The sequence below is a fragment of the Bacteroides difficilis genome (genome assembly GCF_048319815.1).
GTDB classification, from domain to species: Bacteria; Bacteroidota; Bacteroidia; order Bacteroidales; family Bacteroidaceae; genus Bacteroides; species Bacteroides zhangwenhongii.
Map to the genome: position 1 here is coordinate 1,730,775 of NZ_CP182814.1, position 16,179 is coordinate 1,746,953.

At 39.9% G+C, this 16,179-nt stretch carries 10 protein-coding genes; 6 read left to right on the plus strand and 4 right to left on the minus strand.

Features of this window, described 5'->3' with window-relative positions:
- Positions 1–29: 29 nt before the first annotated feature.
- The 3 genes from rbsK to ACNOGP_RS06315 all read right to left on the minus strand — a co-directional run bounded on the left by rbsK (position 30) and on the right by ACNOGP_RS06315 (position 4,314).
- The gene (gene rbsK / locus ACNOGP_RS06305; RefSeq protein ID WP_418214356.1) at positions 30–953 is read right to left on the minus strand and encodes a ribokinase; all 924 of its coding nucleotides are present in this window, start codon (positions 951–953) and stop codon (positions 30–32) included.
- A 183-nt stretch (positions 954–1,136) separates the two neighbouring features.
- On the minus strand, positions 1,137–2,684 hold the full coding sequence (locus ACNOGP_RS06310; RefSeq protein ID WP_418214357.1) for a hypothetical protein: 1,548 nt from the start codon (positions 2,682–2,684) through the stop codon (positions 1,137–1,139).
- Between the two features lie 643 nt (positions 2,685–3,327).
- Positions 3,328–4,314 (minus strand): IS30 family transposase, encoded by a 987-nt coding sequence (locus ACNOGP_RS06315; protein WP_418214039.1) that lies wholly within the window; start codon positions 4,312–4,314, stop codon positions 3,328–3,330.
- Positions 4,315–4,597: 283 nt separating this feature from the next.
- Between ACNOGP_RS06315 and ACNOGP_RS06320 the strand changes: the two genes are divergently transcribed.
- Both ACNOGP_RS06320 and ACNOGP_RS06325 read left to right on the plus strand, forming a co-directional pair.
- Positions 4,598–5,401: an inositol monophosphatase family protein gene (locus tag ACNOGP_RS06320; protein WP_186968331.1), complete on the plus strand. Its 804-nt coding sequence runs from the start codon at positions 4,598–4,600 to the stop codon at positions 5,399–5,401.
- Positions 5,402–5,437: 36 nt separating this feature from the next.
- Positions 5,438–6,145: a ComF family protein gene (locus ACNOGP_RS06325; RefSeq protein ID WP_186968330.1), complete on the plus strand. Its 708-nt coding sequence runs from the start codon at positions 5,438–5,440 to the stop codon at positions 6,143–6,145.
- A gap of 233 nt (positions 6,146–6,378) precedes the next feature.
- Here the strand turns inward: ACNOGP_RS06325 and ACNOGP_RS06330 are convergent, their stop codons facing one another.
- Entirely contained in the window at positions 6,379–8,058 is a 1,680-nt protein-coding gene (locus ACNOGP_RS06330) for a sodium:solute symporter family protein (RefSeq protein ID WP_418214358.1), read from the minus strand.
- 211 nt (positions 8,059–8,269) lie between these two features.
- Between ACNOGP_RS06330 and ACNOGP_RS06335 the strand changes: the two genes are divergently transcribed.
- The 4 genes from ACNOGP_RS06335 to ACNOGP_RS06350 all read left to right on the plus strand — a co-directional run bounded on the left by ACNOGP_RS06335 (position 8,270) and on the right by ACNOGP_RS06350 (position 16,166).
- Entirely contained in the window at positions 8,270–9,307 is a 1,038-nt protein-coding gene (locus ACNOGP_RS06335) for a LacI family DNA-binding transcriptional regulator (RefSeq protein ID WP_186968328.1), read from the plus strand.
- A 349-nt stretch (positions 9,308–9,656) separates the two neighbouring features.
- Positions 9,657–12,797 (plus strand): SusC/RagA family TonB-linked outer membrane protein, encoded by a 3,141-nt coding sequence (locus ACNOGP_RS06340; RefSeq protein ID WP_255508142.1) that lies wholly within the window; start codon positions 9,657–9,659, stop codon positions 12,795–12,797.
- Positions 12,798–12,820: 23 nt separating this feature from the next.
- Complete coding sequence (locus ACNOGP_RS06345) at positions 12,821–14,428, plus strand: RagB/SusD family nutrient uptake outer membrane protein (RefSeq protein ID WP_272720643.1); 1,608 nt, start codon at positions 12,821–12,823, stop codon at positions 14,426–14,428.
- 31 nt (positions 14,429–14,459) lie between these two features.
- The gene (locus ACNOGP_RS06350) at positions 14,460–16,166 is read left to right on the plus strand and encodes a DUF5017 domain-containing protein (RefSeq protein WP_287667635.1); all 1,707 of its coding nucleotides are present in this window, start codon (positions 14,460–14,462) and stop codon (positions 16,164–16,166) included.
- Positions 16,167–16,179: the final 13 nt, after the last annotated feature.

Consider the following 16,179-nt stretch of genomic DNA (forward strand, 5'->3'; position numbering starts at 1 on the left):
AATACTTGTCGTTTTTAAGATTGTTTCTATTATATGTTGATTTCAGTTCTATAAGGGATGGCACTTTGTGCACCGATCCGTGTGACCGCAATTGCAGCCGCCGAGTTTGCGAATTCTACTGCCTCTATCAATGAGCGACCTTCTGAAAGCGCAACACTTAGCGCTCCCGAAAAGACATCTCCAGCACCTGTTGTATCGATGGTATCTACCTCTTTGGCAGGAATCATGACATAATTGTCTTTTTCTTTAACGTATGCTCCTTCTTTTCCCAATGTAATAACCACATTTTCAATTCCTTTCTCGCTAATGGCTTGTACTGCTCGTTGTGCACTCGCAAGATTGGTAACCTTGATTCCTGATAACATTTCTGCCTCGATACGGTTGGGAAGGATAACATCTGTTTTTCTCAGGAGGTTGTTGTCTAAAGAAGAAGCCGGTGCAGGATTCAGAATTACTCTTTTCTTATATTCGTAAGCGAGAGCTGTTGCGTATTCTACCGTTTCCAATGGAATTTCCAATTGCATCAAAATAGTGTCTGCCTCTCGGATTTTGTCTTTAGCTTTATCAATGTCTTCTGGAGAGAGTGACTGATTGGCACCAGAAGCTACAATAATACAATTTTCACCGAAGGAATCGACCGAAATGAGAGCTACCCCCGAAGGTTTCTTGGAATCGGTAAAAATAAACTCGGTATTAATCTTCTCTGATTTATATATTTCTAGTGCTTGCAGTCCGAAAAGGTCGTATCCTATTTTAGATATGAAAGTAACATCCGCTCCGAGTCGGGCGGCAGTAATCGCTTGGTTGGCACCTTTACCCCCCGGATTCATAAAAAACGATCCTCCTAGAATTGTTTCACCCGGAACGGGTAATCGATTGGCCTTTACTACCATATCGGTATTGCAACTGCCAATGACAACAATCTTTGTTTTATGTATGTAAGGGATCTCCATAGAATTAAATTTTGAACGAGACAAATTAAACGATTATTCATAGGCCGTTTTCTTCATTAAACTTCAATTTATATAATTTCAAATGGAGATTTATTGCTGTTTGAAAGCCGTGAATATCCATTATAGCCGATTTTCCTTCCGACTATATTGATAAAACCAAAAACAAAAAATGCAGGGAAATGATTACCTTGAATGGTGTTTTTTAACTTCTGCATGACGTGCCAAGACGTCTGATAGCTTTTCTTTTAGAATTTTAGCTTCTATCCATGCCGTAAAGTCGAAAATCCGTAGCAATTGATTTTCATATTTGTCATTATGGAGATTATTAATTTCGGGAGATAGTTTTTCCCATAAAGCCTCTCTATCTTTCTTTAATATAGGAAGATCGCGTTTATTTAGGAAGTGCAGTATGATATGTTCGGTTCTGAAAGACTGTTCTTTTTTTTTGCTAAGTCCTCTGTAAATGGAGAAAGACTCGTGCTTGATAAGTTCAAAATCTTGTATTTCATAGTAGGCGATGAGGCGTACTAGACGTATGGTACGCATTATGGGGAGGTAGCGGAGATTGTGGTCGAGAATAGTATTGCTGATATATTTTTTTGCTTGTTTGAAATTGTTATTTCCGATATGGACAATAGCAGTGTACAATAGTAATTCGCTTTTTCGTATAGGATTCAACCAGGACTCTTTGTCATATAGGGGTTCTTTATATTGATTAATAATCTCTATACATTTAGTGAAGTCTCCTTTGTCAAGATGAGGAAACAATTCATACTGAAAAAGTAGACAGATGATGTTTATTTTAAATTCTATGGGAGTATTAATTGTCAGTTTTTGTAATCTATTAAGGAAGTAGGGGATTTCATCATAGTTTCCGATGGAACGTAGACTATCTAGTACTCCTTCGAGCACAGATAAATAGTAAATGGGTGGATTGGCCCAGAATTGTTGGTTCTCTTCAAACAAATCGTTAAGTTCTTTGTAAGAATTCAGTGCGCTTCCGTAGTCACCGACTCCCATCAGATAGCTTGCTTGAAATAGTTTATGGTTTCTTGTCAGCTCAAAGTTCCTTTCCGAGTCGGAAGATGCGGCAATATAGAGCTCATTCACCATTAGGTCATTCATGTCTTGTTTCTGCTTGGGAGTGCGAATAGTACCTTTACGTGAGAGCCGATATTTCAAAAGATTATGTAAAGAAGATTGTTCCGTGATTTTCCGGGTTCTTTTGAGTGCCTCATTCTGGATGAAATGTTTATGGTATAGCTCCTGCTCTGTCATGCCGGGAAAATTCAGATGGAGTAGATATTCCAGTTCCAGTTTCAGTGCAATCGTCAAAATTTCATTGTTTTCGTAAAATTGCGCTTGTTCTATTGTATTGGATAAGATCTCAAAGCATTCTTCAAATAAGGAACGTTCATAAAGCATACGAGCTTTGCACAGATCGTTCAATAGGTCATAATAGATGTCTTTTCTCTTTCTTAGCGTGAGTAGCGTGTCTACCAGTTTTTCATATAGATATTGGATGGATACTTCAAAAGAACCGTTAGGTCTCCGTTGATAGAACTCTTCTTTTACAGTATTTCCATTAGGCTGTTTGCTTTTCGTGATGATATCATAAATCACTAGATAGTCTTTTTCTTCTTTGTCCTTGACGACTTGCGAGGAAAAGTGCTTTTTTTCTGATTTCGAGAGTGAGTATATCAGGGAAATAACAGAATCGACTCTTTTCATGAATCCTTTTCGATTAATATTAGAGTGCAATATTCGGGAATTTCTGTGGAAAAAGCAAATCTTAGAGATATTTAAAAGATCTGGTTTGAATGATGTCAGACCGGATTCGTTTAGATATCAAGGGATAAGAGACCGGAGTTTTTGTCTCGAATCTTTGCTATTGTTGTGTCAAATTACTTATGTAATTGTCATATCTTGCTTTTGTTTACAGATGATTTAACCGGCATGATAATCGTTCCACTCTAGTGAACGGTTTTGTGTACTTCAGTGAACAGTACTGTGCACTAGAGTAGACGGATCTGTTCACTATAGTGGAACGGTTGTGATGGCTTATTGAAAATGTGATATTTATAGTTAATAAACAGATAGTTAATAGGTACTCTGTGCATAAAACGTAGTAGTTTGGTCTGTAAAATACGGTTGGTTGTTTTTTTAAATGCAAATTGCTATGAGAGATATATTGAGGAAAGTATGAGAGATGATGGGAAAAGTATGAGAGATACAGGCTGGTAGGAGCATCTCTCATTTGCTATTCTATTGATAGTGTATGTGTTAACTGTAATTTATGAGAGATATGAGAGATGAAAATAAAAAAAACGTTCTAGTAGCTGAATTCAATTTGTAAATGCGACACCTCCTTATTTTATAAGTTCAATTTTTTCTTGAGCTGCTTAATCTTTCTAAAATTTTGTGCCTCTTTGGGTGATAAAAATCCCAATCTTTTTCTTGGTCTTTGATTAATTTCTAATGTAATTTCCTCTATATATTGGTGTGTAATATATTCGAACGAAATGCCTTTCGGTATATATTGCCTGACTAATCCATTTAGGTTTTCATTTGCTCCTCTTTCCCATGGGTGATGTGGTTTTGCAAAGTAAAAATCTATCCCTAATTCTTTCGCAATATATTGGTGGTCTGCAAATTCTGATCCATTGTCTGAAGTAATTGTATGTATTCGCCCTTTATATGGTCTCAATAGTTGCACGGTTGCTGCCGCCACATATTTAGCTTCCTTACTTGGCAACTTGTATGTCCATAGCCACCCAGTTTTTCTTTCATTTATTGTAAGAATAGCCCCTTTATTATTCTTTCCAATAATAGTATCCATTTCCAAATCTCCCCATCTCTTTTTTTTCTCCACAATAGCAGGTCTTTCCGAAATATCCTTGCGATTGGGAATACATCCTCTACTATTATGTGCGGAACCTCTCTTTCCATGCTTCCGCCCCTTTCTTCTAAGTGACCGATATAAATCCCCGCCTTTTCGTTTATCGTCCCATATCCACTGATAAAGCCTCTCCACGGAAACCATCGGGAAGCCTAGCCCCTTACATCTTCCTACTATTTGTTCCGGGCTATAATTCAGCTGGACAAGCATGGCTGTGGCTCTGGCCTTGACACACTCTGTGAATTTCTGTGGACGAATACGTTGCTCTTTACGACGTTCGTAACGATACTGTGCATAGTCAGCATCATAAGAGTCCGTGGAATTCCATTTATTGCGACATAACTCACGATAAAGGGTACTACGATGAATACCCAGCAAATGGGCTATTTCATCTTTTTTAATTCCTGCTTGCAGATACGCTTGTAATTTGTATCTTTGTCCTTCGGTTAATTGTTTCATCATGCGACTGATTTGGTAGGAGATTGAGGGAGCAAGATAGAAACTTTATTCCAAGGGAGAAGCAAGATGAAGATTTTTTTCATCCGCTTCTCTCTAAAAATATTTTTCTAAACTATATTCTCACTCAACTGTCGCATTTATAACTTGAACTTAGGGTATGCCGGGATTTTTGTTTTCTTACTATGAATGTTTAAAGTTTGCTACTCTTATGAAAATAGCAATTCCTTTCAATGGTTTTTCGTGAGAAAAGCTATACCTTCGAGGCACTTTTAATATAGATATTGGAATGTTAGATTTAAAGCAACTTACAGCAGATGTGTGCCGTATTGCAACTGAGGCTGGACATTTTTTGAAAGAAGAGCGTAAGAATTTCCGTCGTGAACGTGTTGAAGAGAAACATGCGCATGATTATGTCTCTTATGTAGATAAGGAGTCGGAAGTACGTGTAGTGAAAGCTCTTTCCGCTTTACTACCCGAAGCTGGATTTATAACGGAAGAAGGGTCGGTCACTTACCAGGATGAACCTTATTTTTGGGTGATTGACCCGTTGGACGGCACTACGAATTATATCCATGATGAGGCTCCTTATTGTGTATGTATCGCTTTGCGCAATCGTACCGAGCTTTTATTGGGGGTCGTTTATGAAGTTTGTCGGGATGAATGTTTTTATGCGTGGAAAGGTGGAAAGGCCTTTATGAATGGTAAGGAAATCCATGTATCGGATATTCGGGATGTAAAAGATGCGTTCGTCATTACCGAGTTGCCTTATAACCATCTGCAATATAAACAAACGGCTCTCCATTTGATAGATCGGCTTTATGGGGTAGTAGGTGGTATTCGAATGAATGGTTCGGCCGCCGCAGCCATTTGTTATGTGGCTATGGGGCGTTTTGATGCTTGGGCGGAAGCTTTTATTGGAAAGTGGGATTATTCGGCGGCAGCTTTGATTGTGCAGGAAGCAGGAGGAAAAGTTACTAATTTCTATGGTGAGGACCACTTTATAGAAGGACATCATATCATTGCAACGAACGGATACCTTCATTCTCTATTTCAGAAACTATTGGCGGAGGTCCCTCCGTTAGATATGTAGGAGAAACGGCCTGCTTATTAAATCCTTGCTACTATTATGAAACACACATTTTTTATAAAAGACTGGCTCAATTCATTCTTATCTTTATTGTTTCCCCATTGTTGCGTAGTTTGCGGCAGACCGCTGGCAAAAGGTGAAGAATGTCTTTGTACTATGTGCAATATCAATCTCCCGCGTACGAACTATCATCTCCGGAAGGATAATCCGGTAGAGCGACTTTTCTGGGGACAAATTCCTCTAGAACGAGCCACTTCTTTTTTCTTCTACCGGAAAGGGAGCGATTTCCGACAGATTCTTCATCAGTTGAAGTATGGGGGAAAGAAAGAGGTTGGAATAATCATGGGAAGATATATGGCTGCCGAGCTATTGGACTCGGGTTTCTTCGGAGGAGTTGACGTGATAATTCCCATACCGTTGCATAAAAAGAAGCAACAGATTCGTGGCTATAATCAAAGCGAATGTATAGCACGGGGTATTGCGGCTGTGACGGGTATTGCCGTATGTGTAGAATCGGTGGTTCGCCGAAAGAATACGGAGACACAGACACGCAAATCCGTATTCGAACGTTGGGAGAATGTAGATGGAATTTTTGAACTGAATCATGCGGATTCTCTGACCGGAAAGCATATTTTGATTGTGGACGATGTATTGACTACAGGGGCCACGATTATCGCGTGTGCTTCACGGCTGGCGGAGGTCGAAGGAACACGGATTAGTGTGTTGACTTTGGCGATGGCGGATTGATTACTCCTGATCGGGAAAAATACTTAAATTCCACCTGTCTTTCCACTCGATACTTAATTATGAAACTTAATGGGTAGCCATATATAAAGTCCTTCAATTGGCATTTCCGGTTTCCATATATCAAACACATGACAATATTAGGAATTATAAATAATGCCACCATGCCTGTATAGTATTGGATATGAAGTAAATACTTATCATTGTGATAAGAATATAGTTACTTTTCATAATTCTCAATCTTTAGATATTGTTGGTTTGGACTTTCTTGTCATTAGTAATCCGAGCAGAGCAAAAACGACGCCAGTTGTGATGATAAGTTTTTGTCCGTTATCTGCCATACCACCCAATATCGCAATGCCAGTTCCGGAAGCGAAGATGCCATAACCGATTACCCGTTTGCTGAAATTATTGCCCGCTTTCTCTGCCGATTCATTTTCTTCGATTTCTTTCAATTTCCGGGCATTGTTTTCTTTATTCCATATTAAGTAAGATTGATACTTTTCCGATTCCTTGTTCTTTGCTTTATAATATATCTCAAAAATGACCAGGCATAGGATTGGGAAAGTAACTCCAAGAATCATTTCCTCGGCACGATTGAGGGAGAAACCCATCAGTGGAGTGATGAATTTGAATAAACCATTGACTGCCAAGCTTAATAAAGTGGTCGTGATATTCGAAGTCGCAGTCTGTCTTTTAGAGAATAGTGTCCAAATGATAGGCAGATATAAAGGAACGCCTGTCAATGCCGCCAAGCTGATAACAACGTTTACAACTCCCCCCATTTTAGGAATAAGCATGGCTATCAATATGCTGAATACTCCGAAGAGAATAGTCGAGATTCTTGCGACGTACATAAGGGTACGGTCAGAACTTTTTGGCCTTAGGTTTTTGAATATATCATTGGTGATGACTCCTGAAGCAATATTCAGCTTTGAATTCAGTGCACTGGTCGTTGCGAAAATCATGCCACCGATCATTAAGCCCAAAAGCCCGTTAGGAAGTACTTCCTTGCACATCATCAGATATGCGCCTTCTGCATCAAGTAATGAGAGCGAAGGGTCATATACTCTGTAAACCATTGGTGGAAGCATCCATAGCACTGGACTGATTATGTATAGGGCTCCAAACAAATAACCTACTTTTTGGGAATCTTTTTGTGTTTTGACGCAGGTATATCGCTGCACATATGCCCAGTTTCCACCCAGGAATATAGTATTATAGATTCCAAAAGCTACCAGGAAGCCAAAAGTATATTCATCGTTCAGAAGATTATAGAATGTGTCGGGCACCTGCTCTATTAGTGCGGTAACTCCGTTAATCTTATCGAAAGATAAAGGAACCACGATGATAACCGCTGCTGTCAGAATAACGAATTGAAGTACGTCTGTGGAAATTACTGCCCATAATCCTCCTGCAGACACATACAAAATACATAACCCTCCTAATAATAAAATGCAAGTATTTAAAGGCAGCCCGGTGGAAACCTCTAATATTTTGGCTACCGGATATAGGAAAGATGCTGTAAGAAATACAGAGATAAATAAGAACAGGTAGGTATATATCTTCTGTGTGGATTTGCCTAATCTCTTATGTATATATTCTGCTGCTGTGAGTGCCCCCGTTTTATGCCATTTGGGCGCGATGAATAATCCCACAATGAAACCGGCGATTGCCATTGTCCATTGGATAGTGATTGAAACCCAGCCCATGGAATAGGCTATAGAACCCCATACAACGAATGTGCCGGCAGAGAAAAATCCCATAAACAGTGAGAGGCCGCTCATGTACCACGGCATGGTTCCGTTGGCGGCAAAGAAAGATTGCATACTTTTACCTTTTTGGGAGAAAGCCAATCCGACTAAAACAACTCCAAGGGAGAATAGTATGATAGTAATGATGTCGAGAGTAGTCATATCAAATGATTTAGTTAACAAAATAGGTTTGAAAAACATCTAAGCTGGCAGCAAATATATTTTTGATTCTACAGATAAACAAGTAATTCGGAATATAAATCATCGGGAACGTTACCGCAAACGTTCCCGAAATTAAACTCTTGGAGTTTTAACATTCCAATTGCCGGAATTTCATTATATTCGGGAAATTTTTTAGAGTGAGCGATAGTTTATGAGTAAACCAAGAGTGACCATCAAGGATTTAGCCAAGGAACTGAAGATTTCGACTTCTACAGTTTCCAGAGCCTTGTGTGATAAATGGGACGTTAATCCGGAAACACGCAAAGCTGTTCTGGAACTTGCAGAAAAATGGAATTATAAGCCAAATCCGATTTCTTTGAGTCTGAAACAAAGCCAGTCCATGTTTATCGGAGTGATTGTACCTGAATTTGTCAATTCTTTCTTTTCTGAAGTGATTATGGGTATTCAGAGTGTGCTGAATCCTGAAGGATATCATGTGCTGATAATGCAATCTAATGAATCGCATGAGAATGAATTGCGGAATATGAAGGCGTTGGAAGCGCAGATGGTGGATGGCTTTCTGATCTCGGTGACCCAGGAATCGGAAAATACCAGTTATTTTTCTGACTTGATTAGGAATAATTTTCCTGTGGTTTTCTTCAATCGGATTTGTGCAGAGTTGAGTGCTCCTTATGTGGTTATTGATGATTATAAGTGGGCTTTTGCTGCAGTTGAACATTTGATACAGCAAGGGTGTAGACGGATTGTTCATTTGGCAGGTTCTGAAGATTTGCTTATCGCACAGAAACGCAAAAAAGGATATATGGATGCCTTGCGAAAGTATGGTTTGCCGGTTGAAGAGTCTTTGATCATCGACTGCGGAATAATGATGGAGAAAGGAATCATGGCGGCTCATCAGATTCTTGAAATGGAAAAAATGCCGGATGGAATCTTTGCAGTGAACGATCCGGTGGCAATAGGAGCGATGAAAACTCTTCAGAAAAACAAGATTAGAATTCCGGAGGATATGGCAGTAGTTGGTTTTTCCGAATCTAAGGAAGCATTTATTGTGGAACCTAATCTGACTAGCGTGGAGCAACCTACTTTTGAAATGGGGCGGAATGCTGCACAATTATTATTGGAGCAAATCAAGCATAATGTCAATAATGAGGATAAAATGCTGTCGAAGTCGGTTATTCTGGATGCAAAATTAAATATCAGGGAATCTTCTCTTAGGAAGATGAGTTGAAATCGCGTTTTCTCGGACCAAATTATTTGCGGGACACAGCCTTTTTATATTAAAGAGGTATGTCCCGTTTTTCTTTTTTTTGTTTCTGAAAAATAAAAAAAATGCACTTTCCTTTGTTTATGGGCTTTCTAGGGAGCTTTGAAAGAATGATTATGCTTTTTTCTTTAAATTTATTTGGAGTTTAATAAATAATCACTATGTTTGCAAAATCTAACAGACCAGAGTAGACCAGTTGCTAAGGTTGAAAACTTAGATATACCATTTAAATTGTTAACGAGAAATAAAGTATTGCACCATGAAGAACGCAGTTATTTCAAAAGCGAAGTGGTACATTAGATGCTGTAGTCTTATGTACTTATTTATTTCCTTTTCTTCTGTAGTACATTCGGCAGAAGATGTCTCAAAAATGAACAGTATGGAGATTGCCCAACAGGCAAAAACGCGAACGGTAGTTGGCTCGGTGATTGATTTTGAAACAGGAGAACCTATTATTGGGGCTTCTGTGGCAGTTGCTGGGAAAAGTGTGGGTACTATCAGTGATTTGGATGGGAATTTTTCTATCCGGATAGATGGAGATAATACAAAATTAGAGATTTCTTTTATTGGGTACGAAAAACAGGCAGTGACGGTAGAGGATGGAAAGAAGCTGACTATTCGCTTGCGTGCCGTTTCAGAATTGTTAGATGAAGTGGTGATTACTGCGTATGGTTCCGGACTTCGTAAGGATTTGACAGGAGCTATTGCAAAGGCGAATGTGCAAGATATGCGTAAAGCGCCGGTTTTTAATTTTGAAGAAAGTCTTGCAGGTCGTGTGGCAGGTGTACAGGTGACTTCCTCCGACGGACAGCCGGGTAGTGACTTGCAGATTGTTATCCGTGGTAATAACTCGGTAACTCAGGATAATTCCCCATTATATGTAGTGGATGGCTTTCCGCTGGAAATGGCAGTGGGGAATATGCTGAACCCCGAAGAAATCGAGTCTATTGAAATATTGAAAGATGCGTCGGCTACGGCTATCTATGGTGCGAGAGGTGCGAACGGGGTAATTTTGGTAACTACAAAGAAAGGAAAAGTTAGTTCGCCTACCGTGACATATAGTGGCTGGGTAGGTGTACAACAGATTATCAAGAAGCAGGAAATGCTTGATCCTTATGAATTTGTGCGTTATCAGTTGGAAGCAGACTACAACGTTTACAGTAAGCGCTACTTGGCTGGCGAAAGGACATTGGAAGATTATCGGAATATCGAAGGTATTAACTGGCAGGACAAGGTGTATAGGGATGCTTTGGTGCATAGCCACAATATAGCTGTCAGGGGTGGAACTGAAAAGACGAGATACTCAGTTTCCGGTTCATTGGTGAATCAGCAAGGTATTATGTTGAACAGCGGTTATAAAAAGTATCAAGGTCGTTTTGTATTGGATCAGACAATCACCAAGAAAATAAAAGTAGGTATTAATGCCAATTATACATATTCGAAGAAATATGGTACCATTGTATCTGAATCGCAGACCAGCCCTACAGCGAGTTTGATGTATGCATTGTGGGGATACCGTCCGGTAGCAGGTGTCAATGATAGTGACTTGTTGAACGATTTGTATGATGAATCAACCGATCCGACTACCGATCTTCGAATCAATCCTCTGATGGCAGCTGAAAATGAGTATAACCCATTGTTTACTTACAATTTCATCGGTAACGCTTATTTTGAGTATAAAATTTTAAAGAACCTGACTCTCAAGATTACCGGTGGATATAATAAGATACATCAACGGAAAGAAGTCTTTTTCAACTCTAACTCTCGTGGGGGACATCGTTATACTAATAATAAGGTGAATGGTTGGATAACCAACACGGAGCGAACTAGCCTGTTGAACGAAAATACGTTGACATATGATGTTCCCTTGAAGAAGGGACATCGTCTGAAAGTGCTGGGCGGTTTCACTGTGCAGGATAATAGTACATTTATTGATGAAATCAGAGCGATAAATGTCCCTAATGAGGCGTTGGGGATCGCCGGACTGGATGAGGGTGAACTGGCGTCCGCCACTATCAGTAAGACAGCCAACGGCTTGGTCTCTTATTTAGGAAGAGCGGATTATAATTATAAGTCCAAATATCTGTTGACCGTTTCATTCCGTGCCGACGGTTCGTCGAAGTTCCCAAAAGATAACCGTTGGGCTTATTTCCCGTCTGCCTCCGCTGCTTGGGGATTTGGTGAAGAGAAATTCGTGAAAAATGTAAAATGGATTAGTAGTGGTAAACTGAGGGCAGGTATCGGTACGACAGGTAACAATCGTGTGACGGACTATGCTGCACTGACAGCCTTACAGATAACGGCAGACTCTGGGTACAGTACAGGTAATACACCGGGTAAAGGGGTAGTGCCGAAAACGTTGGGAAATCCCAAACTAAAATGGGAGACTACCGTACAGACTAATATTGGATTGGATATGTCGTTTTTGGATAATCGGATTTCGTTGACGGCAGATTATTACTATAAGAAAACGAAAGACCTGTTGTTGAATGCTACATTGGCACCTAGTATGGGATTTTTGTCTGCTTATAGAAATGTTGGATCGGTTTCCAATTCGGGACTTGAGCTGACCATTGACACTAAAAATATACAAACGAAAGAGTTCTCCTGGACTTCCAGCTTCAATATATCATTCAATCGCAACAAAGTTTTGTCATTGAACGATGATGAACCGAGTTTGGCAAGCCGTGTGAACTGGGGTAATTTCAACAATGCTTATCCTTATATTGCTATTCCGGGACATCCGATTGCTATGTTCTACGGACATATTTTTGATGGAGTTTATCAGTATACAGATTTCGATAAGGTAGGGGAATCTTATATATTGAAAGACGGTGTTCCTAATAATGGAAATGCACGTGAAAAAATTCAGCCGGGAGATATCAAATTCAAGGACATTAATCGCGATGGAGTGGTGAATGACTATGACCTGACTATTATCGGTAATCCGAATCCAAAGCATATCGGTGGATTTGGTAATAACTTTCAGTACAAGAATTTTGACTTAAACGTATTCTTCCAATGGAGCTATGGCGGTGATGTGCTGAATGCCAACCGTATTGAGTTTGAAGGTGGTGATCCGAATGCCCGTACCTCACTCAATATGTTTGCTTCGTTTGCCAACCGTTGGACTCCCGAGAACCAGACAAACGAGCTCTATCGGATAGGTGGGCAAGGACCGGCTGTTTATTCGTCGCGTACTATTGAAGACGGTTCTTTCTTGCGTTTGAAAACGATATCATTAGGATATAGGTTGCCGAACGCATGGCTGAAAAAGATAAATATTAAGTCATTGAGAGTATATGCTTCTGCGCAGAACTTGATTACATGGACTAAATATTCAGGACCGGACCCGGAAGTTTCTACTCGCCCTACAGCGTTGACGCCCTCTTTCGATTGGTCTCCTTATCCAAGGCCGAGAACTTTGACATTAGGAGTTGATATTTCTTTTTAAACCTTTAAAATCAAATCGTATATATGAAGCATAATATATTGTTATGGATAACCGTATGTCTGTTAGCAACTTCTTGCTCGAACATACTTGATAAGGAACCTGATTTTGTTTCTCCTGATTATTATTATAATACGGAAAGCGAACTGTTGCAGGCGTTGAACGGAGTGTATAATCGTCTGATTGACACAAACGGAAGAATGTACAGTAAGGGACTTTTTAGCTTATTTGTACTGAGTGACGAGTCTTTTTATACTAATAATTTTAATAACACTAATATCCGTGCAGGCGTAATGGATGCCGCTGATCTGGATGTCGGACGTTTCTGGGAAGTGTTGTATGAAGGAGTGAACAGAGCCAATCTTCTGTTGTATAGTGTTGAAGGTAAAGAATTGGATACTGATATGATGAAAGCAGCAAAGGGAGAGGCACTTTTCTTGAGAGGATATTACTATTATTTGCTGACCTCTTTCTTTGGTGAAGTACCTTTGAAACTTGCTCCGACAATGTCTGCCAATGATAACTATTTGGCGAAATCGCCATTGACGGATATTTACAAACAGATTGTAAAGGATATGCAAGAGGCGGAAAAACTGGTATTGGATATTGATGCACTTGGCTATAACGAACGAATTTCCAAAACGGGGGTTCAGGCTATTTTGGCAAGAGTATTTCTTAAAATGGCGGGTGAACCGCTGAAAGACGAAACGCGCTATGCGGATGCTTTGGAATATGCCAACAAGGTGATTGCTTCCACGAAGCATGAGTTGAACCCCGATTATAAACAAATCTTTATTAATCATTCGCAAGATATTAATGAAAGCAAGGAGTGTATTTGGGAAATAGGTATGTATGGTAACAAAATTGGTACGGTAGATTTGGCCGGCTCCGTAGGAGTGGAGAATGGCATTTTGTGCCGTGATGAATCAATAGGCTACTCAGGAGGTCCGATGAAGGCTTCTAAAAGACTTTATGATTTATATGGAGAAAGTGATTTGCGTAAGGACTGGAACGTAGCTCCTTATTACTATAATGTAGTGGAAAAAAGAAAGGTCAATGAGGAAACACAGGAGGTAGAAGTGGTTCAGGTAACTGAGAAAGTAATGTTCTCGGCTACTCAGATATATAATCGTAATCCGGGTAAATGGAGAAGAGAGTACGAAATAGGACAAAAAGCACGTCTCTTTAATTCCACAAATTTTCCTGTTATCCGCTACAGTGATGTCCTTTTAATGAAAGCAGAGGCAGAGAATGAAGTTAACGGTCCTACCGACGAAGCGTACGATGCAATCAACCAGGTGAGAAGAAGAGCTTATGGGAAGCCGATTCATACTGCTGATGCGACAGTGGACCTTCCCGCAGATTTGGCTAAGACAGATTTCTTGGAAGAAGTAAAAAAAGAACGTTTTAGGGAACTTTGCTTTGAGGGGATGCGTAAACTCGATCTGCTCCGTTGGGGAGAATATGTGGCTACGATGAAGGCTTTTGGTACGGAAATTTCAACGACTGCTCCGTCGGAATTCAAATATGCAAGTAGAGTAGGGCAGAATATAACGGACCGTAACGTTCTCTTCCCGATTCCGAATACGGAGATTACCGTCAACAAGCTAATGACGCAGAATGAGGGTTGGTAATTGATTTTTTATCTTTTTAAAATAATCGAACATGAAAAATATAATAAGATATTGTGGTTTGTTACTTGTGGGGCTGGTTTCCTGCATGGAAGATGAGGCTCCAAGTGTGGAACTGAACGTGGCGCTGGATAAACAAGTCTATCAGGTGGGCGAACCTGTGACTTTCAAGTTGAACGGAACCCCTGATAATATAGTGTTCTATTCGGGAGAGGTAGGACATAATTATGCTTATAAAGAAAGATATCATGCGGATGGTGACCTGTTGGTCAAATTCAATTCTTGGGTGCGTTATGGAGATATTTATCATAATCTGAAATTCTTGGTCTCTTCTGATTTTAGTGGAATCTATGACAAAGAGAATGTGGAAGCAGCTACATGGATTGATTTGTCTGATAAGTTCCGCTTTTCAGTAGGGGATGATCAGACTCCTTCCGGAGAGGTGAATTTGAAAGAGTATGTCGGTGCGGAAGAGGATGCAAAGTTATTTGTTGCATTCCGTTATGAAGATGAACAGAAAGCACGGCAGAATAACTGGATTATTCGTTCCATCACACTTGACTGCGTTTCTGCCGAAGGGGTACGAAGCAATTTGGCTACGATGCCTACTATGGGCTGGAAGGTGGTTGATTTTGAAAATCCAGCAGTGACATGGAATGTTGCTTCTACCAGCCAGATATTAATTGATGGTGGAGCTAATCAGCCGAAGAATGTAGATTGGGTTATTTCGCAGGCTTTTGATGTCCGAAAAACAACTCCGGATACGGGCGTTGCGTTGAAGAATATCAGTACCACGATGGATGAGTATAAGTACGTATATACTAAACCGGGAATCTATGAGGTTGTATTCGAAACCACATCTGACTGGTATAATGGCAATGATCATGCATTGACGAAGCTTACTGTGGAGGTGCAAGGTAAAGTAGAAGAAGAGATTCCTGCTTCGTTGAGTGTCTTGCCGGATAAAGTGGAATGTAAGGTAGGAGAGCCTATAACGTTTAGTTTGACAGGTAATAATGCCAGCAATGTAGTTTTCTATTCTGGAGAAAGTGGACATAACTTTGATTTCAGAGAAAGGTTTTATGCGGATAATGACATCGTGGTGAATTTTTCGACATGGGTGCGTTATGATGTGGATCAACTTTTAAAGTTTAAAATATCAACAGATTTTGATGGTGTGTATGAAAAGGGACATGTAGAAGCTGCTACGTGGGTTGATTTGTCAGATAAATTTGCTTTCTCGACAGGAGCAGATAAAACGCCTTCAGGTGAAGTTAGTCTGAAAGAAGCTGCTGGTGATGATCCTAATGCCCGGATATTTGTGGCTTTTCATCATAAAGATGAAGAGGAAGCTGTAGAGAAACGGAATGATTGGATTGTCAGAACGTTCGAAATGGACTTGATTTCTCCGGAAGGTTTTAGGAGTAATTTAGCGAAGATGTCTACGAAAGATTGGTGGACAGCCGTTGACTGTTTAAATCCGAGCCGAAATTGGAATGTATCTCTTCAACAGCTAGTGTTAATAGGAGGTACTAATAAGCCAACTAATGACGATTGGGTTATCTCCAAACCTGTTTATATCAGAAAAGGTACCCCCGATAAAGGAGTCTCTTTAAATAGTGTTACTTCCAAAGATTATACATACACTTACAATACTCCCGGTGTTTATAAGGTTGTATTTGACTGGTATGATGGAAGTAATTATTCGCAAGTGAAATTAAATATTGAGGTAAAAGAATAACTGATAAAAATGA

Excerpts from the sequence above, each read along its gene's own strand:
- ACNOGP_RS06315 (WP_418214039.1), bottom strand. The coding sequence starts at position 4,314 with ATGATGAAACAATTAACCGAAGGACAAAGATACAAATTACAAGCGTAT.
- ACNOGP_RS06350 (WP_287667635.1), top strand. The coding sequence starts at position 14,460 with ATGAAAAATATAATAAGATATTGTGGTTTGTTACTTGTGGGGCTGGTT.
- ACNOGP_RS06320 (WP_186968331.1), top strand. The coding sequence starts at position 4,598 with ATGTTAGATTTAAAGCAACTTACAGCAGATGTGTGCCGTATTGCAACT.
- ACNOGP_RS06335 (WP_186968328.1), top strand. The coding sequence starts at position 8,270 with ATGAGTAAACCAAGAGTGACCATCAAGGATTTAGCCAAGGAACTGAAG.
- ACNOGP_RS06325 (WP_186968330.1), top strand. The coding sequence starts at position 5,438 with ATGAAACACACATTTTTTATAAAAGACTGGCTCAATTCATTCTTATCT.
- ACNOGP_RS06330 (WP_418214358.1), bottom strand. The coding sequence starts at position 8,058 with ATGACTACTCTCGACATCATTACTATCATACTATTCTCCCTTGGAGTT.
- rbsK (WP_418214356.1), bottom strand. The coding sequence starts at position 953 with ATGGAGATCCCTTACATACATAAAACAAAGATTGTTGTCATTGGCAGT.
- ACNOGP_RS06310 (WP_418214357.1), bottom strand. The coding sequence starts at position 2,684 with ATGAAAAGAGTCGATTCTGTTATTTCCCTGATATACTCACTCTCGAAA.
- ACNOGP_RS06340 (WP_255508142.1), top strand. The coding sequence starts at position 9,657 with ATGTACTTATTTATTTCCTTTTCTTCTGTAGTACATTCGGCAGAAGAT.
- ACNOGP_RS06345 (WP_272720643.1), top strand. The coding sequence starts at position 12,821 with ATGAAGCATAATATATTGTTATGGATAACCGTATGTCTGTTAGCAACT.